Annotated in this window: 22 protein-coding genes; 6 read left to right on the forward strand and 16 right to left on the reverse strand. The window is 58.3% G+C overall.

The window, feature by feature from the left end:
* Positions 1-2: 2 nt before the first annotated feature.
* Positions 3-347, reverse strand: coding sequence for an IS66 family insertion sequence element accessory protein TnpB (gene tnpB / locus J2R80_RS41355; RefSeq protein ID WP_027583889.1), 345 nt, complete (start codon positions 345-347; stop codon positions 3-5).
* Positions 344-694, reverse strand: coding sequence for a transposase (locus tag J2R80_RS41360; RefSeq protein ID WP_253606702.1), 351 nt, complete (start codon positions 692-694; stop codon positions 344-346). The genes tnpB and J2R80_RS41360 overlap by 4 nt, the downstream gene beginning before the upstream one ends.
* Before the next feature lie 109 nt (positions 695-803).
* Here J2R80_RS41360 and J2R80_RS41365 point away from each other — a divergent pair, with 109 nt between their 5' ends.
* Positions 804-1661 (forward strand): Fic family protein, encoded by an 858-nt coding sequence (locus tag J2R80_RS41365; RefSeq protein WP_253640782.1) that lies wholly within the window; start codon positions 804-806, stop codon positions 1659-1661.
* A gap of 337 nt (positions 1662-1998) precedes the next feature.
* Here the strand turns inward: J2R80_RS41365 and J2R80_RS41370 are convergent, their stop codons facing one another.
* Both J2R80_RS41370 and J2R80_RS41375 read right to left on the reverse strand, forming a co-directional pair.
* The gene (locus J2R80_RS41370; RefSeq protein ID WP_253640783.1) at positions 1999-2739 is read right to left on the reverse strand and encodes a hypothetical protein; all 741 of its coding nucleotides are present in this window, start codon (positions 2737-2739) and stop codon (positions 1999-2001) included.
* Positions 2740-4459: 1720 nt separating this feature from the next.
* Positions 4460-4900: a VirK family protein gene (locus J2R80_RS41375; protein WP_253640784.1), complete on the reverse strand. Its 441-nt coding sequence runs from the start codon at positions 4898-4900 to the stop codon at positions 4460-4462.
* 684 nt (positions 4901-5584) lie between these two features.
* On the opposite strand from J2R80_RS41375, the gene J2R80_RS41380 reads away from it, so the two are divergent.
* Positions 5585-6604 (forward strand): hypothetical protein, encoded by a 1020-nt coding sequence (locus J2R80_RS41380; RefSeq protein WP_253640785.1) that lies wholly within the window; start codon positions 5585-5587, stop codon positions 6602-6604.
* A gap of 1593 nt (positions 6605-8197) precedes the next feature.
* On the opposite strand, the gene J2R80_RS41385 is transcribed toward J2R80_RS41380, so the two are convergent.
* Positions 8198-8431 (reverse strand): hypothetical protein, encoded by a 234-nt coding sequence (locus tag J2R80_RS41385; RefSeq protein WP_253640786.1) that lies wholly within the window; start codon positions 8429-8431, stop codon positions 8198-8200.
* A 126-nt stretch (positions 8432-8557) separates the two neighbouring features.
* Between J2R80_RS41385 and J2R80_RS41390 the strand changes: the two genes are divergently transcribed.
* Genes J2R80_RS41390 through J2R80_RS41400 form a run of 3 tightly spaced genes read left to right on the forward strand, consistent with a single transcriptional unit; the run spans position 8558 to position 11373 of the window.
* Positions 8558-9247, forward strand: a complete 690-nt coding sequence (locus J2R80_RS41390) for a response regulator transcription factor (protein WP_076828281.1) — start codon at positions 8558-8560, stop codon at positions 9245-9247.
* 26 nt (positions 9248-9273) lie between these two features.
* Complete coding sequence (locus J2R80_RS41395) at positions 9274-10731, forward strand: type II and III secretion system protein family protein (protein WP_253640787.1); 1458 nt, start codon at positions 9274-9276, stop codon at positions 10729-10731.
* Positions 10732-10740: 9 nt separating this feature from the next.
* Positions 10741-11373, forward strand: coding sequence for a CpaD family pilus assembly lipoprotein (locus J2R80_RS41400; protein ID WP_253640788.1), 633 nt, complete (start codon positions 10741-10743; stop codon positions 11371-11373).
* 183 nt (positions 11374-11556) lie between these two features.
* Here J2R80_RS41400 and J2R80_RS41405 read toward each other — a convergent pair whose 3' ends face one another.
* From J2R80_RS41405 to J2R80_RS41455, 11 genes are all read right to left on the reverse strand, one after another.
* On the reverse strand, positions 11557-12594 hold the full coding sequence (locus J2R80_RS41405) for an EscU/YscU/HrcU family type III secretion system export apparatus switch protein (protein WP_253640789.1): 1038 nt from the start codon (positions 12592-12594) through the stop codon (positions 11557-11559).
* Positions 12591-13406, reverse strand: a complete 816-nt coding sequence (sctT, locus tag J2R80_RS41410; RefSeq protein WP_253640790.1) for a type III secretion system export apparatus subunit SctT — start codon at positions 13404-13406, stop codon at positions 12591-12593. The genes J2R80_RS41405 and sctT overlap by 4 nt, the downstream gene beginning before the upstream one ends.
* Positions 13407-14105: 699 nt before the next feature.
* Positions 14106-14381 carry an EscS/YscS/HrcS family type III secretion system export apparatus protein gene (locus J2R80_RS41415; protein WP_253640791.1) on the reverse strand — a complete coding sequence of 92 codons (276 nt, stop codon included), beginning with the start codon at positions 14379-14381 and terminating at the stop codon, positions 14106-14108.
* Between the two features lies 1 nt (position 14382).
* Positions 14383-15048 (reverse strand): type III secretion system export apparatus subunit SctR, encoded by a 666-nt coding sequence (gene sctR, locus J2R80_RS41420; protein WP_253640792.1) that lies wholly within the window; start codon positions 15046-15048, stop codon positions 14383-14385.
* The gene (gene sctQ, locus J2R80_RS41425; RefSeq protein ID WP_253640793.1) at positions 15041-16096 is read right to left on the reverse strand and encodes a type III secretion system cytoplasmic ring protein SctQ; all 1056 of its coding nucleotides are present in this window, start codon (positions 16094-16096) and stop codon (positions 15041-15043) included. The genes sctR and sctQ overlap by 8 nt, the downstream gene beginning before the upstream one ends.
* 56 nt (positions 16097-16152) lie before the next feature.
* Complete coding sequence (locus J2R80_RS41430) at positions 16153-16689, reverse strand: hypothetical protein (RefSeq protein WP_253640794.1); 537 nt, start codon at positions 16687-16689, stop codon at positions 16153-16155.
* Complete coding sequence (gene sctN / locus J2R80_RS41435; protein ID WP_253641093.1) at positions 16665-18014, reverse strand: type III secretion system ATPase SctN; 1350 nt, start codon at positions 18012-18014, stop codon at positions 16665-16667. Before sctN ends, J2R80_RS41430 begins: the two co-directional genes overlap by 25 nt.
* Positions 18015-18016: 2 nt before the next feature.
* Complete coding sequence (gene sctL / locus J2R80_RS41440) at positions 18017-18640, reverse strand: type III secretion system stator protein SctL (RefSeq protein WP_253640795.1); 624 nt, start codon at positions 18638-18640, stop codon at positions 18017-18019.
* Complete coding sequence (locus J2R80_RS41445) at positions 18637-19254, reverse strand: nodulation protein NolU (protein ID WP_253640796.1); 618 nt, start codon at positions 19252-19254, stop codon at positions 18637-18639. Before J2R80_RS41445 ends, sctL begins: the two co-directional genes overlap by 4 nt.
* 22 nt (positions 19255-19276) lie before the next feature.
* A complete protein-coding gene (gene sctJ, locus J2R80_RS41450; RefSeq protein ID WP_253641094.1) occupies positions 19277-20131 on the reverse strand; it encodes a type III secretion system inner membrane ring lipoprotein SctJ in 855 nt (284 codons plus the stop codon).
* A gap of 17 nt (positions 20132-20148) precedes the next feature.
* Positions 20149-20670 carry a nodulation protein NolB gene (locus tag J2R80_RS41455; protein ID WP_253640797.1) on the reverse strand — a complete coding sequence of 174 codons (522 nt, stop codon included), beginning with the start codon at positions 20668-20670 and terminating at the stop codon, positions 20149-20151.
* A gap of 253 nt (positions 20671-20923) precedes the next feature.
* On the opposite strand from J2R80_RS41455, the gene J2R80_RS41460 reads away from it, so the two are divergent.
* Entirely contained in the window at positions 20924-21565 is a 642-nt protein-coding gene (locus tag J2R80_RS41460) for a secretin N-terminal domain-containing protein (RefSeq protein WP_305884585.1), read from the forward strand.
* Positions 21566-21600 lie beyond the last annotated feature (35 nt).

Here is a 21600-nt window from a genome sequence, read left to right on the forward strand (position 1 = left end):
TTTTACCCAACAATCTCCGGCGGCTTGACCGCCGCGGTCCGGACCCGCTTCCAGTCCATCCCATCCACCAGTGCCATCAACTGCGCAGCATTCAGCTGCACCCGATGATGCCCGATCCGCGGCCAGCAGAACCTCGCCTTCTCAAGCCGTTTTAAATAGAGGCACACGCCGGAGCCATCCCACCATACGATCTTTATTCGGTCGGCTCTTTTGGCGCGGAACACATAAAGCGCACCGTCGAACGGATCTGAGCCGGCATCGCGCACCAGCGCAACAAGGCCATCGATACCCTTGCGGAAGTCGACTGGATGGCTCGCCAGGAACACCTTCACGCCGGAGGGGATCATGCCGAACGGACCGCCCGGATCACCCGCTGCAACTGCGCCTCGTCGACGTCCACGCCGGCGCGCACGATCACCTCGCCAATGGCAATCTCGATCACCGCGCCTGCCACAGGCGCCACCACACCCTCGCAACTCGAGTGCCGTGAGCGATAACGCCGCCGCTCGGCCCGAGCGTCACGGCGCCAGGCGAACAGCTGCGACGGGTGAATGCCGATCCGGCGGGCGATCGCCGAGACGCTCGCGCCAGGCTCCAGCGCCTCCATCACGACTTGGGCCTTAAACTCGTCCGACCAGCGTCGGCGAAGCTGCCGCGGCGCTCCCTCAAGACGGTCGGCGACCGCTTCGATCATATGGAAGGTTCTAGTTCCAGAACTAGGCGCAGACATAGAAGCTCACATCGGCTCACAAACTTAGCAGCCGATAGCCGATCGTTCACCCCCTCCGCCAGACGGGGTCTCCTTGCCGCTTACGGCTGACCGGAATGTCGAAGGCATCGTCGAAATGATGCTCGATGCCGCAGAAAAATATGCCGATGAGCTGTCAGCCGAACGCCTCTACGCTTGGCATGCGGCGCTCTTCCCCACCGGACGAAGCGGCATGACCAAGATCGTGGTCGGTGCCTGGCGCACCGAGAAGTCCGGGCCTATGCAAGTCATCTCTGGACCCATAGGGCGAGAGCACGTGCATTACGAGGCTCCCGCCGCCGCACGGCTCGAAAATGAAATGCGGGCCTTTCTGGCCTGGTTTAACAGCCGGGCTGACATGGACCTCGTTCTCAAAGCCGCAATTGCCCATCTATGGTTTGTAACCATACACCCTTTCGACGATGGAAATGGACGCATCGCGCGAGCCATCGCCGATCTAATGCTGGCGCGTTCCGAGAACAGCACGCACCGCTTCTACAGTATGTCGGCCCAGATCCGTCGCGAAAGGAACGATTACTATGCGGTTCTCGAAAGAACCCAAAAAGGCGACCTGGATATCACCGAGTGGATTAAGTGGTTCCTAGATTGCTTGGACCGTGCCTTTGACGGGGCTGCGGTGGTCCTCGCCAGCGTTCTGCGGAAGGCTACTTTCTGGGACGAACATGCGGGAAAGCATCTCAATGAGCGTCAGCGGACCGTTCTCAACCGGCTTCTGGATGGCTTCCATGGAAAAATGAGTTCATCCAAGTGGGCGAAGTTGACAAAGATTTCCCAAGCGACGGCTTCGAGAGATATTGATGAACTCGTTGCACTCGGCATCCTGAAGAAAGACGCAGCAGGCGGCAGAAGTACCAGCTATTCTTTGATCGAGCCGAGGGTAGAAAGCTCATGAAGGACGATCAAGAAGAGCCTTTGAGAAGACTCTCTCCATGCGACTTATCCGAACCATCGATTTCGTCAAGTTCGCCGAAACCAAGAATGCCGCCCTTCTTACGTTCTCCTCGGCTTGGATCATCGGCACGATCAACCTGCTAACGAGCCAGGCCAGCTTGCCACTTGGTTACAACGTCGCATTTTGCGCAGCGCTTCTTCTCTTCGCTGTGGGCGGCCTGGTTTGTATTCTGTCGTTTGTCCCGCAGGTGTTGGCTCAGTTTTTCGAGACGGATGACGACTCCGTCAGCTTGCTGTATTGGGGCGCCGCGCCGAGCACACATTCAGGCGCTGCCTTCTTATTCCATATGCGAGGCGCTCCAAACCCTGAGGGCCCGGGGTGCCAGTCTGGTATCGACGAGTTTGCTCCAGGACTTGCCTACTTCGATCCAGCGGCATTTTCGCGCCGGCAAGGTCTCCAGCACTTTTTGGGCAATAGGTGCGAGACTCGCAGCTTCGGAGGTTGGGTCAAGGCCAGCATCTGCAAGGATTTTCACGGCGGTCTCTTTGGATCGCATCCACGCCGCTTCGGTGAACCTGCTCTCCGAGAAATACTCGAAACAGGTGCGAAACGTCAGAGCACGGCCGATGACCTTATGGTTTGGTAATCCCGTCTCACTGAGCCATCGGCGCAAATGGTCGCACCATTCCTTGTTGCTGAAGTCGAGAAGATTGCCACCTTCGAAAATCAAAAGCGCCGCCATGCCGGCGATTTCACATCGCACGTCTTCATCTTGTTTTTCGAACCATTCGCGGATTGCTTGCAAGGGCGTCCTCGGCATCTCGGCCGCGCCGGTCCGTTTGAACGGGACGACGTTTTCCAGTGGGGGCATGCGCGGCCAAGGCTTGCCCTTTGCGTCCCATAACACCCAACGCTCTGCGATCGCTTTTGCTTCTTCCGGTGATCTGGTCCGCCAAAGCTCCTTGAGCGCCTCGTCGACGTAGTATGAAACATCCGCCTTCAGGCCGCATGTACGCGCGATTGCTGCTAAGCGTCCGGCGTCAAGGAGCCGGGCCGCGAAGTTGTTCTCTGCGTTCATTTTCCGAGCTCTTTCGCGCCCTCTCCAGCGCGTCCCGTTCATTCTGCTCTAAGCGCACTACAAACCCGCTATTCACGCCGTTGAAAGTTAGCGGCGACGTGACAGAACGTCCGTCGGTATCGGCCGAGCAGACGCCGTCTGCCTTATGTCACGCGCCGCTAACTTCAGTGGCCAGCCACGGCCGCAACTTGCGATGTAGCCATGCCCGGAAAGCCCCTAGGCATGGCTAGGGGCATGCATTCTTTGTGCCAAGCAATAGTCGACAGTCTGGATGACGTTTGTGTTGGGTTTGTCTGCTTCCCGACATACTAAGGTCTCGATCCTAGCAGTCGACCTTGTCGGCAGCGGGCTCATCTTGATGCTGCCGTCTCCGCAACCACGCGAGCGACGTCGCTAGTGGATCAAAAGGCCCTTCTGTTTTCGCTATTGGCGCTTTAAATCGGCACCCCTGCAACAGCGCTGGGCTCCCTCATGGTTAGTTTAGTCAGTCCGGTTCGTACAAAATTCCTGCTCCAAGCTGGTTGCGGTCACTCTTAGACACACAACCTGCATTCCAATCATCTCAGTAGCAGTGTGGCCATTGGTGATTGTGTTTTCTATCTCAGGCGTCTTCACAATTTTCCGACAACGACGGCAGTTTAACGTCGCCGGTACGTGCATACGAGAGAGATGCACTGATACCCAGTTAGGACAATTTTCATTCGTCGAATTTTGGACATCTTAATGAGCGTATCGCGTGCGGAGATCGACTCTAACAAACAGATCGTTCCTTTCCGAGGAAGATCACGTCTTTACTTTCTTCCATCGCCAAAACGGGGATGACTGGCTCACAACTCTTGAGGAGGTCGATCGGCGCCGTGTTGTGGTTGCCTCAATCGAATAAGTTATCTATCGAGTTGGCGCGTCGGTTTCGCCGACTGAGCTCTACGCGCTACGCGCGCCGAGCCGCCGTCTCCCATCCCGGCTTCACGCCCCTCGCGCGCGGCTCCGCCCCGGCGCCCACAAGGGCTCTGTGCTCACCGCGGCCGTCTCCCCAGCCTTCCGCGCTGCGCTTGTGCAGGCTGAGTGATCCCCTCGGCAACGTCGTCCCTGCGTGCGCCCCCGGTCTCAGTGGGCTTGGCATGACGATTCAGCGTGGAAGTCTGCGCTGAATCGTTACCCCCAAAAGGAAAACTGAAAAATCAAGAATTGCGTCCAAACGAAAGCTTAAGGCGTACAAACGCACCGCGGTAGTCGCGGCACGATCTTAAGCGGGATGGTTCAATCACTGTGACCACGTTTGGAAGCACGAAACTCTCAGATGAAAGGACCAAAAAGACGCGGGAAGCATGATACGAGCGCATTGTCGGGCGGCTGAGGAGTAAGCGTCATCATCGCGGGCCAGCAGCTTGATCAGGTTGAAACCTCACAGGATCGCGGATCAGATGCGGACGTACTTTGGAAACGTCTGGAATGTTCAAATGACAGGCCCGTCTCCGAACAATATGAGGATAGCCGGAACCGCCGATCTTCCGACAACTGAGGCTCAATGAGGATCGATGGCCATCATACGGTACCTTGAGACAGCAAGTTCGTGCACTCGATGCGGCTCGGGAAAAGACGGCCAGATACAATCTGGCCGTCTCTCACGATCAAAACCATCCGTCATGACATGCGAAGGTGTTTGCACGGTTAAAGGATCAAGGTTTCGAAGCGCGTCCCCCTGCGCTGTTCGCTTCGTTTACCAGATGAACTTAGCGCCATCCGGCAGTTCGCAGATGAATTCGCCCTGGTTCACGAGTTCGGTGGTCCCGACGACAAGCTTCGAGGCCCGCACCGTGAGCCTGCCTTCGCGGCTTAAGCTATGGCGGATGTACTCGGTCACGGCATGTCCGGAGCTGTCCACCGTTTGGTGGGCATTGGCGAAGCTAATGCCGTTCTGGAGGGTCACCCTGAAGGCATTGATGACCAGACCAGCCTGAGTTGCCGACGCAGCTTTGCCACCCTCCGCGGCTGTACAGCGGCTCATGTCCAGTACGAGCTTCACATTCTTGCCGGTCTGCAGGGCATGGAGCACCTCGGTGTATTTCGGCGAAGGCTCATCGGCTCTCGCCATCGTGCTCACGCCTACGGTCGAAAGCAAGGACAATACGATGGCCAGTCCTTTGCCAGTACACTTCATACGCTCTTCTCCCTCGAAAAGTACCACAGATCGTACGTTGCAAGACGTCGTGTAAGCCGATTGGCGGATTTGAGACATCAAGCGCGCCTGCGACAAAGACAATTTGCCGCAACTAGACGCAAGTGGTTGTGACGGCTATTCCGACGTCACAACCTCGTAGGTCAGGTTTGCTAAAGCGGCTCGCCCCCGCGCGAAATCGACTAGACGATTTGATCGAGCGTCGGCCGCTTGGAAACCACAAAACGGTGACCGGTCGCGCTCGTCCATTGCAGGTCCGACGGCCGAGAGGATACCGTTCTTACATCTGTGTAAGCAAACGACTTGAAAAGAACGCGTCGGCCCGTCGCATCCGCCAGCTTGTCCATGTGATACGCGGGCAAGGACCGCTGCCCCAGACGGCGTACCCGCAACGAGGTGGTGGTGGAGCGAACCTGGCGCGGCAGTCCGAACAAGCTCCGATCTCGGCCCATTCGAAATAGCAACGACAGAGAGCACAAGACAGCACCGACTTGTGAATCCCTGGTTTTGCGTGCCTTCCTTCTGGCTGACGATCGCCTCACTGACCAAATCCGTCCGGCTCCCTCAAAGGTCAAGGCAAATGGCTTCCTTCCTGGTCCGTCAGCTTCTCGAAAGCTGCGCCTGCAATAGTCTGCGCCAATAGCCGGCACCCGAATGGAGACACAAATGAATGTTGATCCCCGGAAGGCCGCCGACACTCCATGCGAGGTTCACGACGTGCTGCAGCAGCCGAGCCGGATCGACAGGCAATCAGACGAGCTTAGCGCCCAGACCAGCGCACCCGCACACAGTTCCGAAGATCTAGCAAGCTTTGAGCAGCAGCTGTATGACCTGAACCTCAATGACCAGGATTCGGTTTTGCCAAGGTCGGATTCAGTCTCGTCAGTGGCAAGCTCGGCAACCAGCACGTCGTCGTCTGCGTCGAACCAGGCGGCCCCGGAAGCCGTTTGCTATCCAGCCACATCATTTGTCAGCGCGCGCGCCCAACTTGCCGCAACGCTGACAGGTGCCACTCTTGAAGCGCTGCGGAACGAGATCAACCTTGCCGAGCAGCAATCGGCACGTTGGTCACCGGCGACCGCACCTCCCGTCGATCGGGACCGCGTATTCGAGGACGTGGCGGGCTCGTCATATGTCACACTGCGGCGCTTTCAGAATCAGAACAGCGATTGCAAGCCGCGCAAGGAAGAAAACACAAGCGCAATATCGCATGTCCGTAACACGGCTCGGGATCACTCTTCCGTTGGATACCCGCTAGAGCGCTATCCTCTGGACCGGGCGCGCCAAGCTGGCTGGCATATGCGCGGCCAGACAACGACATCTGCCTTCGTATCGTTGGTCGAGGATCCGGAAACACTAGCCGTTTCGCGCGACCCTTGGGCAAGAGCGATCGCCAACCATGCGGACGCGCTGCACACCTACACGGTACCGAAGTCGGCGGTCAGGACGCCTGACGACGTGCTGTGCAGCATCGGTCTTGGAATGAATGCCGAAGATCCGGACCACGTCGACGGCGACGTCGATTTGATGTGCTCACTCGGCAGAACTCCAACCCGAGAGACTGAACGCCTGTTCCTGGGCGGCATTTTGGAGAGTTACCGAACCGCAAGCGAAGCCAATCCCTGTCGACCGCGCCATTTGGCAGGTTCGTTTGGGTTCATGGCCGAGACAACCACCTCAAGGTAGACCTGGAGCACGACACATCTCACGCGTTACAATTTGAGCATAGGGCATGGCGTGACCGACGTCTGATCAACTCGCCGATCGACCGGGGCAGCCCTCTACGCAATGCGCAACAGCCGGTTGAGGGTTCCGAGAGGGAAAGTCGCATTTCGACGGTCGGGAGGAGCCGGCCGTTCGGGCATCCTGGTATCTTGGCTGCGTTCTGACATCGCACGGCATCTATTTGTTAGTGGACATCACGCGTGGCCGGAGGCGTGATGAGGTAAGCCGCTGAACGCGAAGCATCGCCCCTTTAGCTAGCTCGACCTGACATTGAATGGGCGATCAACACTTTGGCCGCGATCGCATCAGCTATTCACTCGTCTCCGGCAAGCGTACTGTTGTAGCCGGTCCGATCCGTCACCTGGATGCGTTCCATCAAAACAATCGATTTTGCTGGGGACGGCTAAACGTCTCATAGTCGACCGCGATCTATGGAGGCAGCATTCAAAAATGACGTCTGGCAATCGATTCTCTTCTCAATCTCTTGATGGTCAAATTGGTTCGCGCGATCGCTCGTCCGCATCTCGGCTGTTAGCCCATGACCGTCACGTGAACGCATACCCGCCCCGGTCTTCCCGCAAAATTGCCACGCATGTGGCGTATCCGTCGATCGTCCGATCGTGACGCCCTGGCTTTGCTCAAAGCCTGGCACGAACGACTGACTCTTCGTGCACATCCATGGCTCTGACGCCAAGCTTGATCGGACGGCGAAATGGTCACGACCCGGACAGCGCGAGACAGACCGCCACGCGAAGGTCGATGGTCCAGTCCAAACTGTGTCACCATTAGCTCACAAGACTTTCGAGTTTGATGGCACCGCCACAAGCATCGAAGGCACTTGAATCTCACCTAGCGTCAGATTGTAGGATTTCCGACAGTCTCGCGACAGAATCCGCTCGCGTGAACTATTCCCGACAGGTAGCAAGAAATGCGATCGTCTCAAAAACTCAATGCTCGGTGGCTCCGCCTGGTTAAGCTACTCGATGGCTTCTCTTCGGAGCGCACATCGTGCATCGCCTCTGCGCACAGCAGAGGACGAAGCGCCCCACGCGTAGCCAGGGCAGGACCCAGCGAGCGAGAAGAACGGGGGCAGTCGCAATTTTGCTCATGCCGGTCACGCACCGAGTTGGAGATCAAATCATTCATTCGCCGTTCATCCTGTGTGACGACACGGTGCCTACGTAAGCACTTCGGGCGATGCGCGATGACAACACCGGACTCGACCCGTTCTTCGTTCGCAGCATTCGCGCCGCGGCGGCGTGGGAGAACTTCGGCGCGTCCAAACTTCGGGACGCTTGGCATCTCGCGTGGCAATCACCGACCAGCGAGAGGATGTCTATCAGGCCGATAGACGTATTGATCTTTTGTCATGCGTCTCGGCCTTTCCAGCAATCGGCTAGATGCAGATCGCGTGAACCGTCTTAAAAGCGCGGGAACACTTGCATCGTCGTGGCTTGACGACAGTACGGGCTCAAGCCCTAGCAGGAACTGACCGCGGATTAAGACGAATTGGGGAGTTTCCAAATGTCAGCTTCGCTAGTCTGTTCGGACAATTCAGCCGCTTTCGCCTGCGATTTCGTTTCGCTCGTGCGGTTTGGCGCAATCGTTCCCGCAGGCGGTCTCGGCCCACAGATGCATCAGCGCGCTGCCAAGGCTTTCAACCTTGTTGGAAATCGCAGAGCTGTTGCCGACATACAGGATCTTTTGAACGGTGTCGCCGGCGGACGCGATGCGCGGCAGGTCGCCTGTCCGATAACGGTAGACCGGCAGACATTGATCGCCTGTCATTATGCTCAACCCTGGCATTTCCGACTTTTCGAATTCACGTCAAAGCGGCCGCCTCTCGGATCCACCGAGCCTCATGGTCAACCGTGACACGCTCAAGTCCTGCAGAGGATGGACGAGAGGCAATGAATGCGAATTCTCCTGGTTGATCATCATGCGGACTTTGGCCGCGCCGTGAAGGAAGCGCTCTTGGATTGCGGCTTCGCCGTTGATGTGACGCGCACACTGGATGAGGCGTCGGCCGCGCTGGAATGCGCGAACTACCACATGGTTCTGCTCGAATCTGTCTTGCCCGACGGAGACGGACTTGAATGGCTGAAGCAGTTGCGGCGCGAAGGACGCTCAATGCCGGCGATGATGATGAGTAGTCTCAATGATCTCAGCCGCCGAATTGCAACTTTCAATGCAGGTGCGGATGATTTCCTGCCCAAGCCCGTGTCTATCGACGAACTCATCGCCCGCATGCGAGCCATTCTGCGACGGTCAACGCAAATGACGGCGCCGGTGGTGACATTCGGCAATCTGCATTTCGACCCGATCGCAAGGCAAGTCTCGGTTGGCGGCCGGATACTGAGAATTGCGCGACGCGAAGTCTGCATTCTCGAACATCTGCTCAACCGCGCCGGCCGCACCGTGCCGCGCACATCGCTGGAAGATAGCTTGTATGCGTTTGACGACGAGGTCTCGACCAATGCGCTGGAAGTCGGGATCTATCGCTTACGCGCGCATTTGAACCAGGCCGGTGCGACGCTCAGGATCAAGACCGCGCGCGGGGTCGGCTACACCCTTGAACTCGTCGGCGCAGCATCGGCTGCCTAGCAATCTAACTTGAAAGCAACAATCCCTTGAAGGTCGTCAAGAATGCTGCCGGCGCCAATCTGCCGCCGATGGCCATCATCTCGCAACGCTCTGCCGTCCTGCCCCGCTTGTGCTACGTCCTGTGCGGACTTGCTCTGCTATTTCCACTTGCTGGCGCAGCCGAGACAAAACGGGACGGCAAAGGAGAGCCGCCACGTGCGGCGCCTGGCAGCACCACCGGCACGCTCAACCTCACCTCCTCACAGGGCAAGACGGTTCATCTGAACGCGCCGGCAGCGAGCATTTTTGTTGCCGACCCGGCGATCGCCGATTACCAGGCGCCATCGAGCAGCACGATATTCGTATTCGGCAAAAAATCCGGACGAACCAGCCTGTTCGCTTTGAACGAGAACGGCGAGGCTCTCGCCGAGCTGCGCGTCGTTGTCACCCAGCCGATCGAGGACCTGCGTGCCACGCTGAAGGCTGAGATCGGCGATTATCCGATCCAGGTCAGCTATACCCCACGCGGCGCAATCCTTGGCGGTACGGCTCCCAACGCCGATATCGTCGAGACGGCCAGGAAGGTGACCGAGCAGTTTCTCGGTCCGGGTGCGCTGGTCGTCAACAAGATCCAGGTGGCAGGTTCGCTGCAGGTGAATCTGAGTGTGCGGGTGGCAGAAGTCTCCCGCAGTGCCGTCAAGGACCTCAATATCAACTTCACGGCTTCCGGTCCGAACGGCGCTTTCCTTGTCACCGGAAAAAGTGGCGGTTCCGGGCCGGCCCGCGGCGGCGGCACGATCGGCATCGGGTACAGCGCTGGCAATACCAACCTGAGCGCTGTTCTCGACGCACTCGCCAGCGAGCACCTCGCCTCGATCCTGGCTGAACCGAACCTGACCGCCATGTCCGGGGAATCCGCAAGTTTTCTGGCCGGTGGCGAATTTCCAATTCCGGTGATGCAGGACAACCGGCAAGTCTCGGTCCAATTCCGACAATTCGGAATCAGCCTGGAGTTCGTCCCGACCGTCCTCAGCAATAATCAGATTAATATCCATGTGAAGCCTGAAGTCAGCGAACTGTCGAAAGAAGGCGAGGTCAGCGTCAACGGAATATCGGTGCCCGGTCTCTCCACGCGTCGTGCCAGTACTGTCGTCGAGCTTGCCAGCGGTCAAAGCTTCGCCATTGGGGGGCTCATCAGGCGCAATTTCAGTACCGACATCGGCACTTTTCCTTGGTTAGGAGACGTTCCGATCCTTGGTGTGCTGTTTCGCTCCTCTTCATTTCAGAAGCAGGAGACCGAACTGGTCATCATTGTCACTCCCTACATCGTCCGACCGGGATCTGGCCCGGGCAAGATGAGCGCTCCAACTGATCGCATCGGACCGCCTTCGGACGCAGGGCGCACCCTGACCAATACGCTGGCTGGTTCATCGAAGGGCCGCGAGGCGGCGCCCGCCACGGCCAGATCGGGTGCGACCTTCGGTGCCGGCTTTATCATTGAATGAGGACTGCCAATGACCTTGCGACACCTATGTCTTTTGATCGCAGTTGCGGCGGCCCTTGGCGGATGTGCAAATAGTGCTGCGATTTCTTCCGGATCGGCTGGACAAGCGGCCCGGGTGGAGCAGAGGACCAGTGTCCTGCTGCTTCAAAATCTTCGTCGCAACGAGAGGTACAGCCTGCGGGATTTCATTGCCAATGCCAGCCGCGGCCGGCGCGATGCACTCCAACTCGACGTCGCCGGCTCACCGCGGCTCGTAGCGCAGGTTGCCCATGAGGCGCGCGCGATGGGCATTGCCCCCTACAATATCCGCCTGTCCGCCTCTCCCATCGATCAACGCGCGCATTTCGGGGTCCGGATCGAGGCAATTACCTACGAAGCACATCCTGCCGTCTGTCCGCCGCTCGCTGTCACCGGCCCTTCTCTAGGCGACAATTCATTCGATCCAACGCTTGGCTGCTCAGTCCGCAATAACCTCGCAGTCATGGTCAACGATCCTGGCGACCTGCTAGGCAATGGCGCCGTCATGCCGACCAGCGGTGATCGTGCAGTGCTTCCCATCACAGCTCGTGGGACCGCGGCGACGGGCAATCGCAGCAATTTGGAGGATGGAATCCGAAACAGGAGTGCGCCAGAAACCCAATAAGCGGCTCGCAACATCCGGGCAGGACGAACGACGCTGGGCACTCTGGTTTCCATATCAGTCTTGCGATGAGCGGACGAGGCTCCTGGCATCCTGTCTTTGCTCGGCCGTTGTTTTTGGATCGCGCAGCTTGTACCAGGTTCTGCGACAATAGGGTCTTTGCCGGTAGGTCTGAGCGTATCGACGCTATACAAGGCCGGCGGCAAACACCGCCTTTGCGACCCTCTCGAAACAATCCATCGGAACGGCCTTGCCCATCGCACCTTTACGGATCAGTTGACGCGCCAACACATGATCCTCGACAATGCTCAGACGCTGGGCCCGCGCCTGCGCCAGTAACTGTGACGCCACCTCGCCTTCACCGCGGCACACCAGCACCGGGACGCCTGTCTCGCCCCGAACGTAGCGCAGCCCAATCACCGCCGCCGGCCCACTCAGTATTAAGGTTGCCCGGTGGATTCCCAGCGGAGACTCGTTCGCCGACTCGCGACGGAGCCTGCGGTGTTCACCCTTGATATGCGGATTACCATCCTGTTCCTTGGACTCGCGCTTGGCCTCGCTCTGCGTCATGCGCATGTCGCGCAGGAATAACCAACGCTGAATGAGCAGATCGGCCAGCCCACCAATCAGAAAGGCGCCGGCAGCAATCGCTATCAGTACTTTCAACTCGTTAAATACAAAACCAAGGCAGCTTAAATCGCACACCGGCAAATAGACCAGCGCTCTCCAACCTGCGAGCACAGTGAAGACGAACGTGGCACCCAGAACCAATACTTTGACGAGGGACTTTCCAAGCTCGACAAGCGAGCGCTGGGAGACAATCCGCTTCAGCCCTTTGACCGGATCCAATTTCTCAAAGCTAGGTTTCAGCGGCTCGACGGAAATCGTCAACCCGCCGCCGGCCAAGACGCCGGCCAAGATGGCCGCAATCAACGCCGCACCCAGGATGGGAGCTACGGCTGCCATAGAAAGGTCCATCAGTCCGACCAACGCCTGCCGGACCGCGCTGTTGAACGGCTGGCCCTGCAGCTTGTCGATGAGCCGCACGGCTTCGCGCCATGCGTCTACGATCGGGCCCGCCCTGAAGTACAGGCAGCCGAAACCAGCGCAAAGGCTTGCCGCGGTCACAAAGTCGGCGCTGCGCGGGCTCTGCCCTTTCTTACGCGCGTCCCTCAGCTTCTTGTGACTTGGTGGAAGCTTTTTCTCTTCACTTGTGTCGTTCATTTCAAGAACTTCTCGAGCCACTCCAGCACACCGTCGAACTGACCGATCTCGGCTCCCATATATTCGATCAGGAAGACGGCGTAGCTCACCATGATGATGCCAAAGGCGGCATTCTTGATAGTCGGTGAGAGATCGTTCAGCTTGATTTGCGGCGCAAAGCGCCCGAGCAGCATGAGGGATACGTCAATCAGAAGCAGCAGAGCCAGCACGGGCCCGGCGACCACGAGGGTCGTATGCATGATATGGTCGAGCAGCTTGATAAATTCCATTGCCCCCTGCTGGGTCAGGGGCGGTAGCAGTCGATACACGGGCCAGATCAGATAACTTCCGTAAAGGCATCTGATCATTGTCTGCAGGCCCCCCGATACAACGAAGATCGTAACCGCCGCAGTTCCGAGAAAAAGCCCCATTGCGGAGGTTTGACTGCGTGTCGCAGGATCGTCTACCTGACTGGAGATGCCGCGCTGGGTATCAATGATGTCACCAACGGCTTGGATGCTCCAAAGTGGTATGCTGAGCAGAAAGCCGAACAATAGGCCGATAAATATCTCCTTCACACCAAGGAGCGCGACCGCAATCATACGGGTGCCGGGATCCAGCGTCTGCAAGCCGCTCTTGATTTGCATCAAGCAAGGCAATCCAATCACAACCGTCGCGCTTGCGCGGATCATCCCGCTAATGTGCGGCCGCGTGAATACAGGATGAACCAGCATAATACCAAGCGCACGGGCAGTGCCAAGTCCAGCCGCAACGACGAATTCGACGGCAGTCTGAACCAGACTTTGCGTCTCGGTGGGTGACAACGCATCCATTTGAGCTCAGCTCACCGCTCGCTTCAAGCCAATCTAATCGCCCGTGCGCCTCGCCATGATGCGAGTCGACAAGAACTCTGCTGGTCATCTACCTCGTGTCCTAGCGGTTGCAGATTGACATACCGAGCACTAGGGTCACTCACTTGCGCTTCAACTCTCCGCAGCCGGCTGTCCACCAATAAGGTATGACCATTTCAATGATAGGACCCGCCGAATAGCGCCGCTACCAGGCCAGCAAGCCAAGCTCCTTCGGCTGTCACCGGCCGCAGGGCGGTTCTGGTGACCTAGAGCTTCGGAGCTTGCATCAATTCAACAGTTCGCGGCGATCGGTCTCGGCCGGCGCTTCATCGCGGCTTTGATCCATCAGATCGTCAAAACCCTGCGTCCACTTGAGATCAAATCGGTTCGCCTATCCACCTAGTTAACAACTCGTCAGGTTATGCATCGAGGACCAGGCCTCACCGCAGGTCATTTCATCGTAAGCCAGACTTGAATTGAGTGGATGACAATATCAGATGAGGTCATTCCTCCTCCGAAGGCCGATCGAGCCGAACAGGACAGTCCGGATATCTATCTGTCCCATGCTAATGAGGCGAGCTTTCGGTAAGCTGACGAAACTCGCCTCTTCCATGGTTCAGAAAGAGGACAGACAAACGCGACGCCATAGCTGTAGGCTTCGTCCGCCTTGCGTTCCCCGCACTAATACCTCGCTGTGAGCGCCGGGAAATCGGTGAAGATGTGCTGTGCTTGCTCGATCAGTGGCGCGCTCAGCACCGGGGCAAACAGAACGAGCACCGCGACGACGACGAGGAGCTTCACTGTCAGTGGCAAGGTTTGATCCTGGAGCTGGGTTGCTGCCTGCACGATGCCGATACCCAGTCCGGCCACGAGGGCTGCCAGGAGCGGCGGCAGAACCCAGATCATGAACAGGACAAGTGATCGGCTCAGGTGGGTGAGGATGCTGGCTTCGTCCATCTCAACCTCCGGGGGTTGCGTAGCTTAACACCAATCCGTGCATGAGCCGCGACCAGCCGTCGATTGTGACGAACAGAAAGAGCTTGAAAGGAACAGATATCATTGTTGGTGACACCATTGACATGCCCATGGCCATCAGAATTGTCGTCACGATCAGGTCGATCGTGATGAACGGAAGGTAGAGAAGGAAGCCGATCTCAAATGCACGCTTAAGTTCCGAGATCAAAAACGACGGCACGAGAATTGCCAAATCATCGGCTGTTGCGTTGCTGCGCATCTCGTCCGACCAGATATGTTCCGTCGATGACAGGAAGAACGTGCGCTGCTCCTCAGTGGTGAACTTTTTGAGGTGGGCGCGCAGCGGCTCGCTGCCCTCCTTGGCGGCGGTCAACCAGTCGTCGGCGGTTTGGTAGCGAAGTTGCGGATCGGTCACGCGGTTGTAGGTCTGCTCGAACACTGGAGCGCCTATGAACACGGTAAGAATCAATGCAGCGCCATACAGAACGATATTCGGTGGTATGGACTGAGTCCCGAGCGCGTTGCGAACCAGGAAGAGAACGACAGAGACCTTTATGAAGGCAGTCGTCGTGACTACTGCGAACGCCAGCAGGCCAAGGCCGACCGTCGCCGCAAGAAGCGCAAGGATACTCGGTTGAATGTCAACCATTGACTGCCAACCTGCTACGTAACCGGATCCCAAGCGCCTCACCGATGCGCACGATGTCGCCCCGGCCGATCAATTGACCGTTGGCTACAATATCGACTGGACCGTCCAGGGGCCGCCCAAGTTCGAACACGTGTCCCTCGTTGATGCTTCTCAACGTACCCAGGGGGATAGGCCAGCGGCCGCATTCGAACACAAGCGTGATCTCAACACTGTCGATGTCGGCTTCCGAGGGCGGGATTGCTTGTTCCGTTTGGGGGCGTATCGTCATATCTACATACCTTAGAGGATGGGGCTGCAGGCGGAATGGTCCGCGAAGGACAAGTCTGTCGTCCACGGCCTGCGCCGGCGCCCACAACCTGTCCGCCGTGAGGATCAGCTGGCTATGGGCAAAGGGAATGACGTCGGGCAGCAGTGCGTCGCCGGGCTGTGCTTGGCGAAGTAGTCTGACAGGCGCCCGCAGCGAGCCGATCTCTGTCGTAATCACGACCGGCAATTCCGACGAAATCTTGCCTTGCTCTCGCGGTAATTGGCCAATCAATTCGCCTAACAAGCGAAACGCAGAAGGAATCAGACCGTCAAGCGGTGCGAACAAGAACAGGCGGGCCTTTCCCGCCAGCGCTCCGATGGCGACATCGAGCTCCAGATAGGGGTCTTTGGCCGTTGCGTCTTCGATGCGGATCAACTGCACATTCGATGCGAGCACGTTCTCTAGTCCAGCGATCCAGGGTTCCAGTGCGAGCTCGAGAACGAGCGAGCGGGTTGGGTCGGAAGGTAACGTAAGGCCCTGCTGGACCGTTGAAATCAGTGTCTCGACGAGAAGACGAGGCAAGGACAAAACAGCTGTCTCGCCGCCGGCGCCAAATACGCAGTCGAGCATCGACATGTCATATGGCTCTGCCTGCCAGACAAGCCGGCTCACACGGATGGATAGTATCTTGTCGCCATGGCGGCTCTGCAAGATGGTACGCCGTGCGGCAATCTCGTTGGCCCACGAGACCACTTCATGCGCCAGCTTCACCGCTGGCTGAAATAGTGCGGGTTCAGCCACGGCGCTTACCGACAGGTTGCACAGGCGCAGTTCGCGACGTCATAACAGAACCAGCATTAGAACGCCCCGCCGATCGTCTGGCTGCGCGAACCACCCTGATATCGGAGCAAAACCTCATCGTCGGCGTCGATTTCGGCCGCAGACTCCGAACGGACGGCGCTCGCGCGCTGGACATTGCCCTCGATCTCTTGCCATTTCTGGCTCGCCGCCGAACGCCCGGCCCATACTGCCCGCGCCTCACTCACAGCCCGCTGTGCCTCCTCATGCGCCATGCGTGCCTGCTCAAGCGCCCGACGCGCCGATTCGATCTCTGCTGCCAGTCGCCCAATGACGAGTTGACACCGTCGATCGAGCTCGGTCACGGACGTTGTGCCGAGCGCCGCCAGTTCCCGATAAAGTTCAGCTTCGACCTTGGCGCGATGCTTCTGCGCGGCTTCAAGACCCTCAGACGCCCGCTGCAGCGCGTCGGCTGCAATTCGGCGCTTGGCTTCCATGTTCGACAATTCACGAAGCGCGCTTCGCTCCCTCATGTCTTTCACCAGCCGCAATTTCGACGCTTGCACGGGATTCAGGCCGTGAGACGCGACATCCATGAAACGGTCTCCTCAAAGCTGGACGGCTCGTCCTGTCCCTGGCGCAAGAATGCGCGCAGTTCCTCGATTGAATCAATTGCCCGATCAGTCAGTGGGTCGCTGCCGGGCTTGTATTCACCGACCTTGATCAGAAACTCAGCTTCATTGTAGCGCGAGAGCAGATCGCGGAAGACGGAGGCCGCCTTGCGATGTGGCGCGGAGGCGACCGCATCCATGACACGACTTCGGCTCGACAGCACATCGATGGCGGGAAAATGCTCGCGCGAAGCCAGCGCGCGCGAAAGAATGATATGACCATCAAGAATGCCGCGCGACTCTTCGGCAATCGGATCGCCCGTGCCGTCACCTTCGACAAGCACTGTATAGAATGCCGTGATGGAGCCCCGCTCTCCCATACCGGCACGTTCCAACAGACCGGGCAGCAGCGCAAAAACGGAAGGAGGAAAACCGCGTCGGGTCGGAGGTTCTCCCGCGGCGAGGCCGATTTCGCGCATCGCGCGGCTAAAGCGCGTCAGCGAATCCATCATTAGCACGACCTGCAGTCCTTGATCCCGAAAATACTCCGCGAGTGCGGTCGCCATATGAGCGCACTGCGCCCGCTCCATTGCGGATCGATCGGATGTCTCAACGACAACGATCGTGCGCGCAATGGCATCTCCAATATGACGTTCAATGAATTCACGCACCTCTCGGCCGCGCTCTCCTATGAGTGCAACTACGGTGACATCAGCGGCCGCCCCTTTTACAATTTGCGACATCAGCGTCGACTTACCGCACCCAGCATCCCCATAGATTCCGATCCGCTGACCTTCGCCACACGTCAGAAGCCCATCCAACACGCGAACGCCGAGAGGAAATGGCTGCTCGATGCTACGCCGTTTCATCGGGTTGGGTGCCCTGCCGCGGAGCGGACAAGTGTGGACCGTCTTTATGGGCCCCTTGCCGTCGAGTGGACGGCCGAAGCTGTCGATCACGCGACCGAGCAGGCCGGGCCCGACTGACACTTCCTGCATGCGCCCGGTCGGGACCACTTCCGCGCGGTGTGACAGGCCTACCATATCGCCGATAGGCGTCAGCAGAACCCCATCCGGCAACAAACCGATGACTTCGGCCTCAAGCGCCCATCCGGATGCGTGATCCTGCAACAGGCAAAGTTCTCCGACACGGGCCCCTGGTAATACGGCATGAAGTAACGTGCCGATCGCCCGCGTGATCCGTCCCCGCACAGCACGCGTATCGACATCCTTTGCTGCGGACCTTACAGATGCCAGCGCCGCACGCAAATCTCCTTCTCTGGCCGCTTGACCAGGGCCTGATCGTTGCATCGTCACGATTCGCCTTCCTGAGAGGACGGATCAAGGCTGAGACGCAATTTGCGGAGTTGTGCGGCAAGTCCTAAATCCACATTGCCGAACTCGCTCCACAGAACGCACTGGTCAGGTCCCATAGCCGGGTCCGGATCAATTCTGACTTTCGGCCGACCATCCGTCCCGTCGAACGCCTCGAATTCATGTCTTAGTGCATCAGCGTTCACAGGAGACACGTGAAGGCATACTTCCGCGCTGCTATATCTTTGCTCGACGGCGTGACGAACGGTTCTTACCAGCATCTCGCCGGGATCAAAGGAGCCCAACAGGTCGGTCAATATCTCAAGGACGAGCTGTGGCAACTCCTGCTGCAGAACGGCTTTTCGCCGGGCCACATCGGAAGCAGCTCGGGCGATCAGCTGCGCCATTTGGTCCGATCCTGACCTAAGACCCTCGCTGTGGCCGTGCTCCCGCTCTTGCTGATAGGCTTTGCTTGCCCAGCTGCGAACCTGCTGCAGATATCGGTCGGCTAGCGCACGCGTCTGCACCGCATCGTACCAGATGCCGAGTTCCGCGGCTGGTATGAGTGGACCAACCGGCCGTATCCGCGGGCTATCTGGCTGGGCCATCTCATCGGCCGTCATGCCGCTGGCGCCTCGTTGGCCAAGTGGGCTACCACCAAAGACAGCAAACGACCCGCTGCGCTGTGGTGTTCGGCTGCTGGGGATTCGGCGGCGGTCCCAACACGTAAACGGAATAGGACGCGCAAACGGTCAAGCTCTGATGCGTCCTTGAGCCAGGCACCAAGGCTGGCATGTCCGTCATGTTCAATCTGGCTCGACAGTTTATGCGGATCGACAATCGATGTGGTCGCGACCGCAGCAGATAAGTGTCGGATTGCGAAAGCGTGCGCTTCCGCACCAATATTTTCGATCAGAATCGCCACATCATGCTTTGACACAAGCTTCAGCATCGAACGGGCATGCCAGATACTGCCAGCGAGCAAGGCCGCCCGACGCGGATCATGCCCGAGCAGAACGTCCCTGCCCCAGTCAGCTCCGTTCGAGGCCAGCTCACTTAGCAGCAATCCGGCCAGTCTTTGCTGCAACCTCGGCGTCTTCTGCAACTGCAGCACCGTGGCCTCCGACAGGAGCCCATCAAGATGGCCGGCCAAACGGCTGGGATGGATCAAGGCGGCAAGCTCGCGCAGGCGATCGGAATGCGCGTTGAGTGAATGATTTTGGTCGGGGGATACCATCGATACGAACCTGAATGCCGGCCTATTTCGCATCGGAGGAGAGCTTTTTGCCAGCGGACTGGACCGCTGGCTTGCTGGCACCACTGCCGAGATTTATCAGCTTACGCCAGGATTGGCGAAGTTGCCCACCGCGTGCGCTCAGCAGTAGCCAAGATACGATGCCCAATACGGCGAGCGCACCTCCTGCGCCGATCGCAATGGGAGCCGCGACGAACCTGGTTGACTCGTTTGACGCTGCCGCTGGCGTAACCGAGACCTCATGCTGAGTCCGCTCGACGGGCACGAACACGACCGCCACTTTGTCGTATGATAGACCTTCGATGCTATTGGCGACGAGCATCTTGATTTGCGGCAGCAAGGCTGAGAGCTTCGCGCTGGAGGCGTGCCGAATGAAAACCGACGCCGAGGACGGGGTTGCATCCTGCCGCAGCAGATCATTCTTCGGTAGAACGACATGAACACGGGCGGAGAGAACCCCATCAATATCGTTGATCGTACGCGACAATTCTTCACTTAGGGCATAGACGTAGCGGGCCCGCTCCTCGACCGGGGAGGCAACGAGCCCCGACCCCTTGAACACCTCACCAAGGCTCTTGAAGGGCTGGCGCGGCAAGCCCTGGTCATTTAGCAACTCGATGGAATAGGCGAGCTGCTTTTCTTCGACCTGAATGGTGCTCGTCCCATCCTTACCGACGACCCGGATGGCATCTACGCCCCTGCTCAGCAGCAGCCCAAGCATCTCGTTGGCGTCACGCTCCTGCACTTTGGTATACAGATCCGTTTTGCAACCGGTGAGGGTCGGTAAAAGTAGCAGCAGAACAACAGCATGAAGCCGCTTGCTCGCGGGCCGACCGTTACCGATCTTACCTTTCGTCAAGACAGCCAACGGCCCGCTCAGCCTGCTGATAGAAGTTTATTCAGAGATGAACTGACGGCACCTGTACCCTTGGAGATGAGCGAAACCTGGACGACGCCGTTGTAAACATCGCGCAAATTCGTCAGCGCCGAATCGAAATGATCCGCACCTTCCGGCTTGCCCGCCGGATGCACCCCGACTTGCTGCGGCCGCAGGAGCGGTTGCGCGGCCGGCCCAAGCTGGAAACTCTTCGCAGGATCAAGGTCGCCGACGAGCGTCGGCGACACTGCACCTCCAGGAAATGGTTTGCCCTGGTGGATAGCAGAAATGCTCTGAAGGACGCGATCGCCAAGCGGGCTCGCCGGCGTGACTGCGCGCTGCACTTCCGGCACCGATGAAACTGGCGCGCGCTCGGTCACAGAAGAGACGCCCCCCTGTTTCAAGGCGGCCTGCGCGAGACTCTCATGAAACTGGGCGTGCGCCAGCGAACAGCCGCTGGAGGCACACTCGACGGGGTTGGCGGAGACCGACGCAATTCCAAGCAAAATGGGAGAAATCATTTCTGTCCCGTGGTGAGAGTAGCCATTCGCTCGCATGAATGGGCTGGCACCCTAGAGACCCAGACTGACCAAAAGCTGACGAGCATCTGTCATCTAATAATCACGGTTGGCTTCCAATTTCGTTCGAAGCGTCGGCCTCCAAATTTTGGGACGAATTCCGGTGCTTGGTCTCAAGTAGAAGAAACTCGCTGGAATGCTCATCCCGTCTACAAGGCTGCATATCTTGAAGAAAGTTCTCTATCTTGCTGTTTTCATGTGCTTGGGCGCCATCAAGGCGCTCGGCGCCCCGCTGGCGCTGCCGTCGACGCCGTATAGTTACACAGTGCTGGATCAGGACCTCGCGACCGCGCTGCAGGAGTTCGGTAACAACCTCAATATCAGAGTCAATATCAGCACGGGGGTGAAGGGACGAATTCGCGGGCGAATGCCGGATCTCTCACCGCGGGAGTTTCTCGAACGGTTGATCAGTCTCTACAACCTTCAATGGTACTACGATGGGCTGGTGCTCTACGTATCTGACGCGCATGAGGCGCAAAGTCGCCTTCTGATACTAAATCCGATCAGCTTTGACGCGTTCAAGGCGGCGCTCGACGCACTCAACATCTCGGACGAGCGCTACATCGTGAGAGCCGTGCCGGGAGATGGCCTCGTCTTCGCGTCCGGTCCGCCTCGCTTTATCGCGCTTGTGGAGCAAACACTCAAAGGACTGGTGACGGAGGCACAGGCGCGACGAAACCCGAACGGAGCCGAAAAGCCACCGCATGAGTCGGTCTTGATGCTGTTTCGCGGATCTTCCAGCGTGGTCGTTCGCGAAGGACGCCCCAACGACGTTCCTTCACCCGAGCTTTCACATCAAGACGGCGTGGTTCACGCACCTGATCCTGGCAAGAATTGAACGGATGATAACAGATGGGTCAGGAAGAGATGTAA

Origin of the sequence: Bradyrhizobium sp. USDA 4541 (assembly GCF_024171085.1) — a bacterium.
Lineage (GTDB): Bacteria > Pseudomonadota > Alphaproteobacteria > Rhizobiales > Xanthobacteraceae > Bradyrhizobium > Bradyrhizobium australafricanum.

Excerpts from the sequence above, each read along its gene's own strand:
- J2R80_RS41445 (WP_253640796.1), bottom strand. The coding sequence starts at position 19,254 with ATGGTATCCCCCGACCAAAATCATTCACTCAACGCGCATTCCGATCGC.
- J2R80_RS41460 (WP_305884585.1), top strand. The coding sequence starts at position 20,924 with ATGTGCTTGGGCGCCATCAAGGCGCTCGGCGCCCCGCTGGCGCTGCCG.
- J2R80_RS41415 (WP_253640791.1), bottom strand. The coding sequence starts at position 14,381 with ATGGACGAAGCCAGCATCCTCACCCACCTGAGCCGATCACTTGTCCTG.
- J2R80_RS41430 (WP_253640794.1), bottom strand. The coding sequence starts at position 16,689 with ATGGATGTCGCGTCTCACGGCCTGAATCCCGTGCAAGCGTCGAAATTG.
- sctL (WP_253640795.1), bottom strand. The coding sequence starts at position 18,640 with ATGACGGCCGATGAGATGGCCCAGCCAGATAGCCCGCGGATACGGCCG.
- J2R80_RS41375 (WP_253640784.1), bottom strand. The coding sequence starts at position 4,900 with ATGAAGTGTACTGGCAAAGGACTGGCCATCGTATTGTCCTTGCTTTCG.
- J2R80_RS41455 (WP_253640797.1), bottom strand. The coding sequence starts at position 20,670 with ATGATTTCTCCCATTTTGCTTGGAATTGCGTCGGTCTCCGCCAACCCC.
- sctN (WP_253641093.1), bottom strand. The coding sequence starts at position 18,014 with ATGCAACGATCAGGCCCTGGTCAAGCGGCCAGAGAAGGAGATTTGCGT.
- J2R80_RS41380 (WP_253640785.1), top strand. The coding sequence starts at position 5,585 with ATGAATGTTGATCCCCGGAAGGCCGCCGACACTCCATGCGAGGTTCAC.
- J2R80_RS41400 (WP_253640788.1), top strand. The coding sequence starts at position 10,741 with ATGACCTTGCGACACCTATGTCTTTTGATCGCAGTTGCGGCGGCCCTT.
- sctR (WP_253640792.1), bottom strand. The coding sequence starts at position 15,048 with ATGGTTGACATTCAACCGAGTATCCTTGCGCTTCTTGCGGCGACGGTC.
- J2R80_RS41405 (WP_253640789.1), bottom strand. The coding sequence starts at position 12,594 with ATGAACGACACAAGTGAAGAGAAAAAGCTTCCACCAAGTCACAAGAAG.
- J2R80_RS41385 (WP_253640786.1), bottom strand. The coding sequence starts at position 8,431 with ATGACAGGCGATCAATGTCTGCCGGTCTACCGTTATCGGACAGGCGAC.
- J2R80_RS41370 (WP_253640783.1), bottom strand. The coding sequence starts at position 2,739 with ATGAACGCAGAGAACAACTTCGCGGCCCGGCTCCTTGACGCCGGACGC.
- J2R80_RS41390 (WP_076828281.1), top strand. The coding sequence starts at position 8,558 with ATGCGAATTCTCCTGGTTGATCATCATGCGGACTTTGGCCGCGCCGTG.
- J2R80_RS41360 (WP_253606702.1), bottom strand. The coding sequence starts at position 694 with ATGATCGAAGCGGTCGCCGACCGTCTTGAGGGAGCGCCGCGGCAGCTT.
- tnpB (WP_027583889.1), bottom strand. The coding sequence starts at position 347 with ATGATCCCCTCCGGCGTGAAGGTGTTCCTGGCGAGCCATCCAGTCGAC.
- sctT (WP_253640790.1), bottom strand. The coding sequence starts at position 13,406 with ATGGATGCGTTGTCACCCACCGAGACGCAAAGTCTGGTTCAGACTGCC.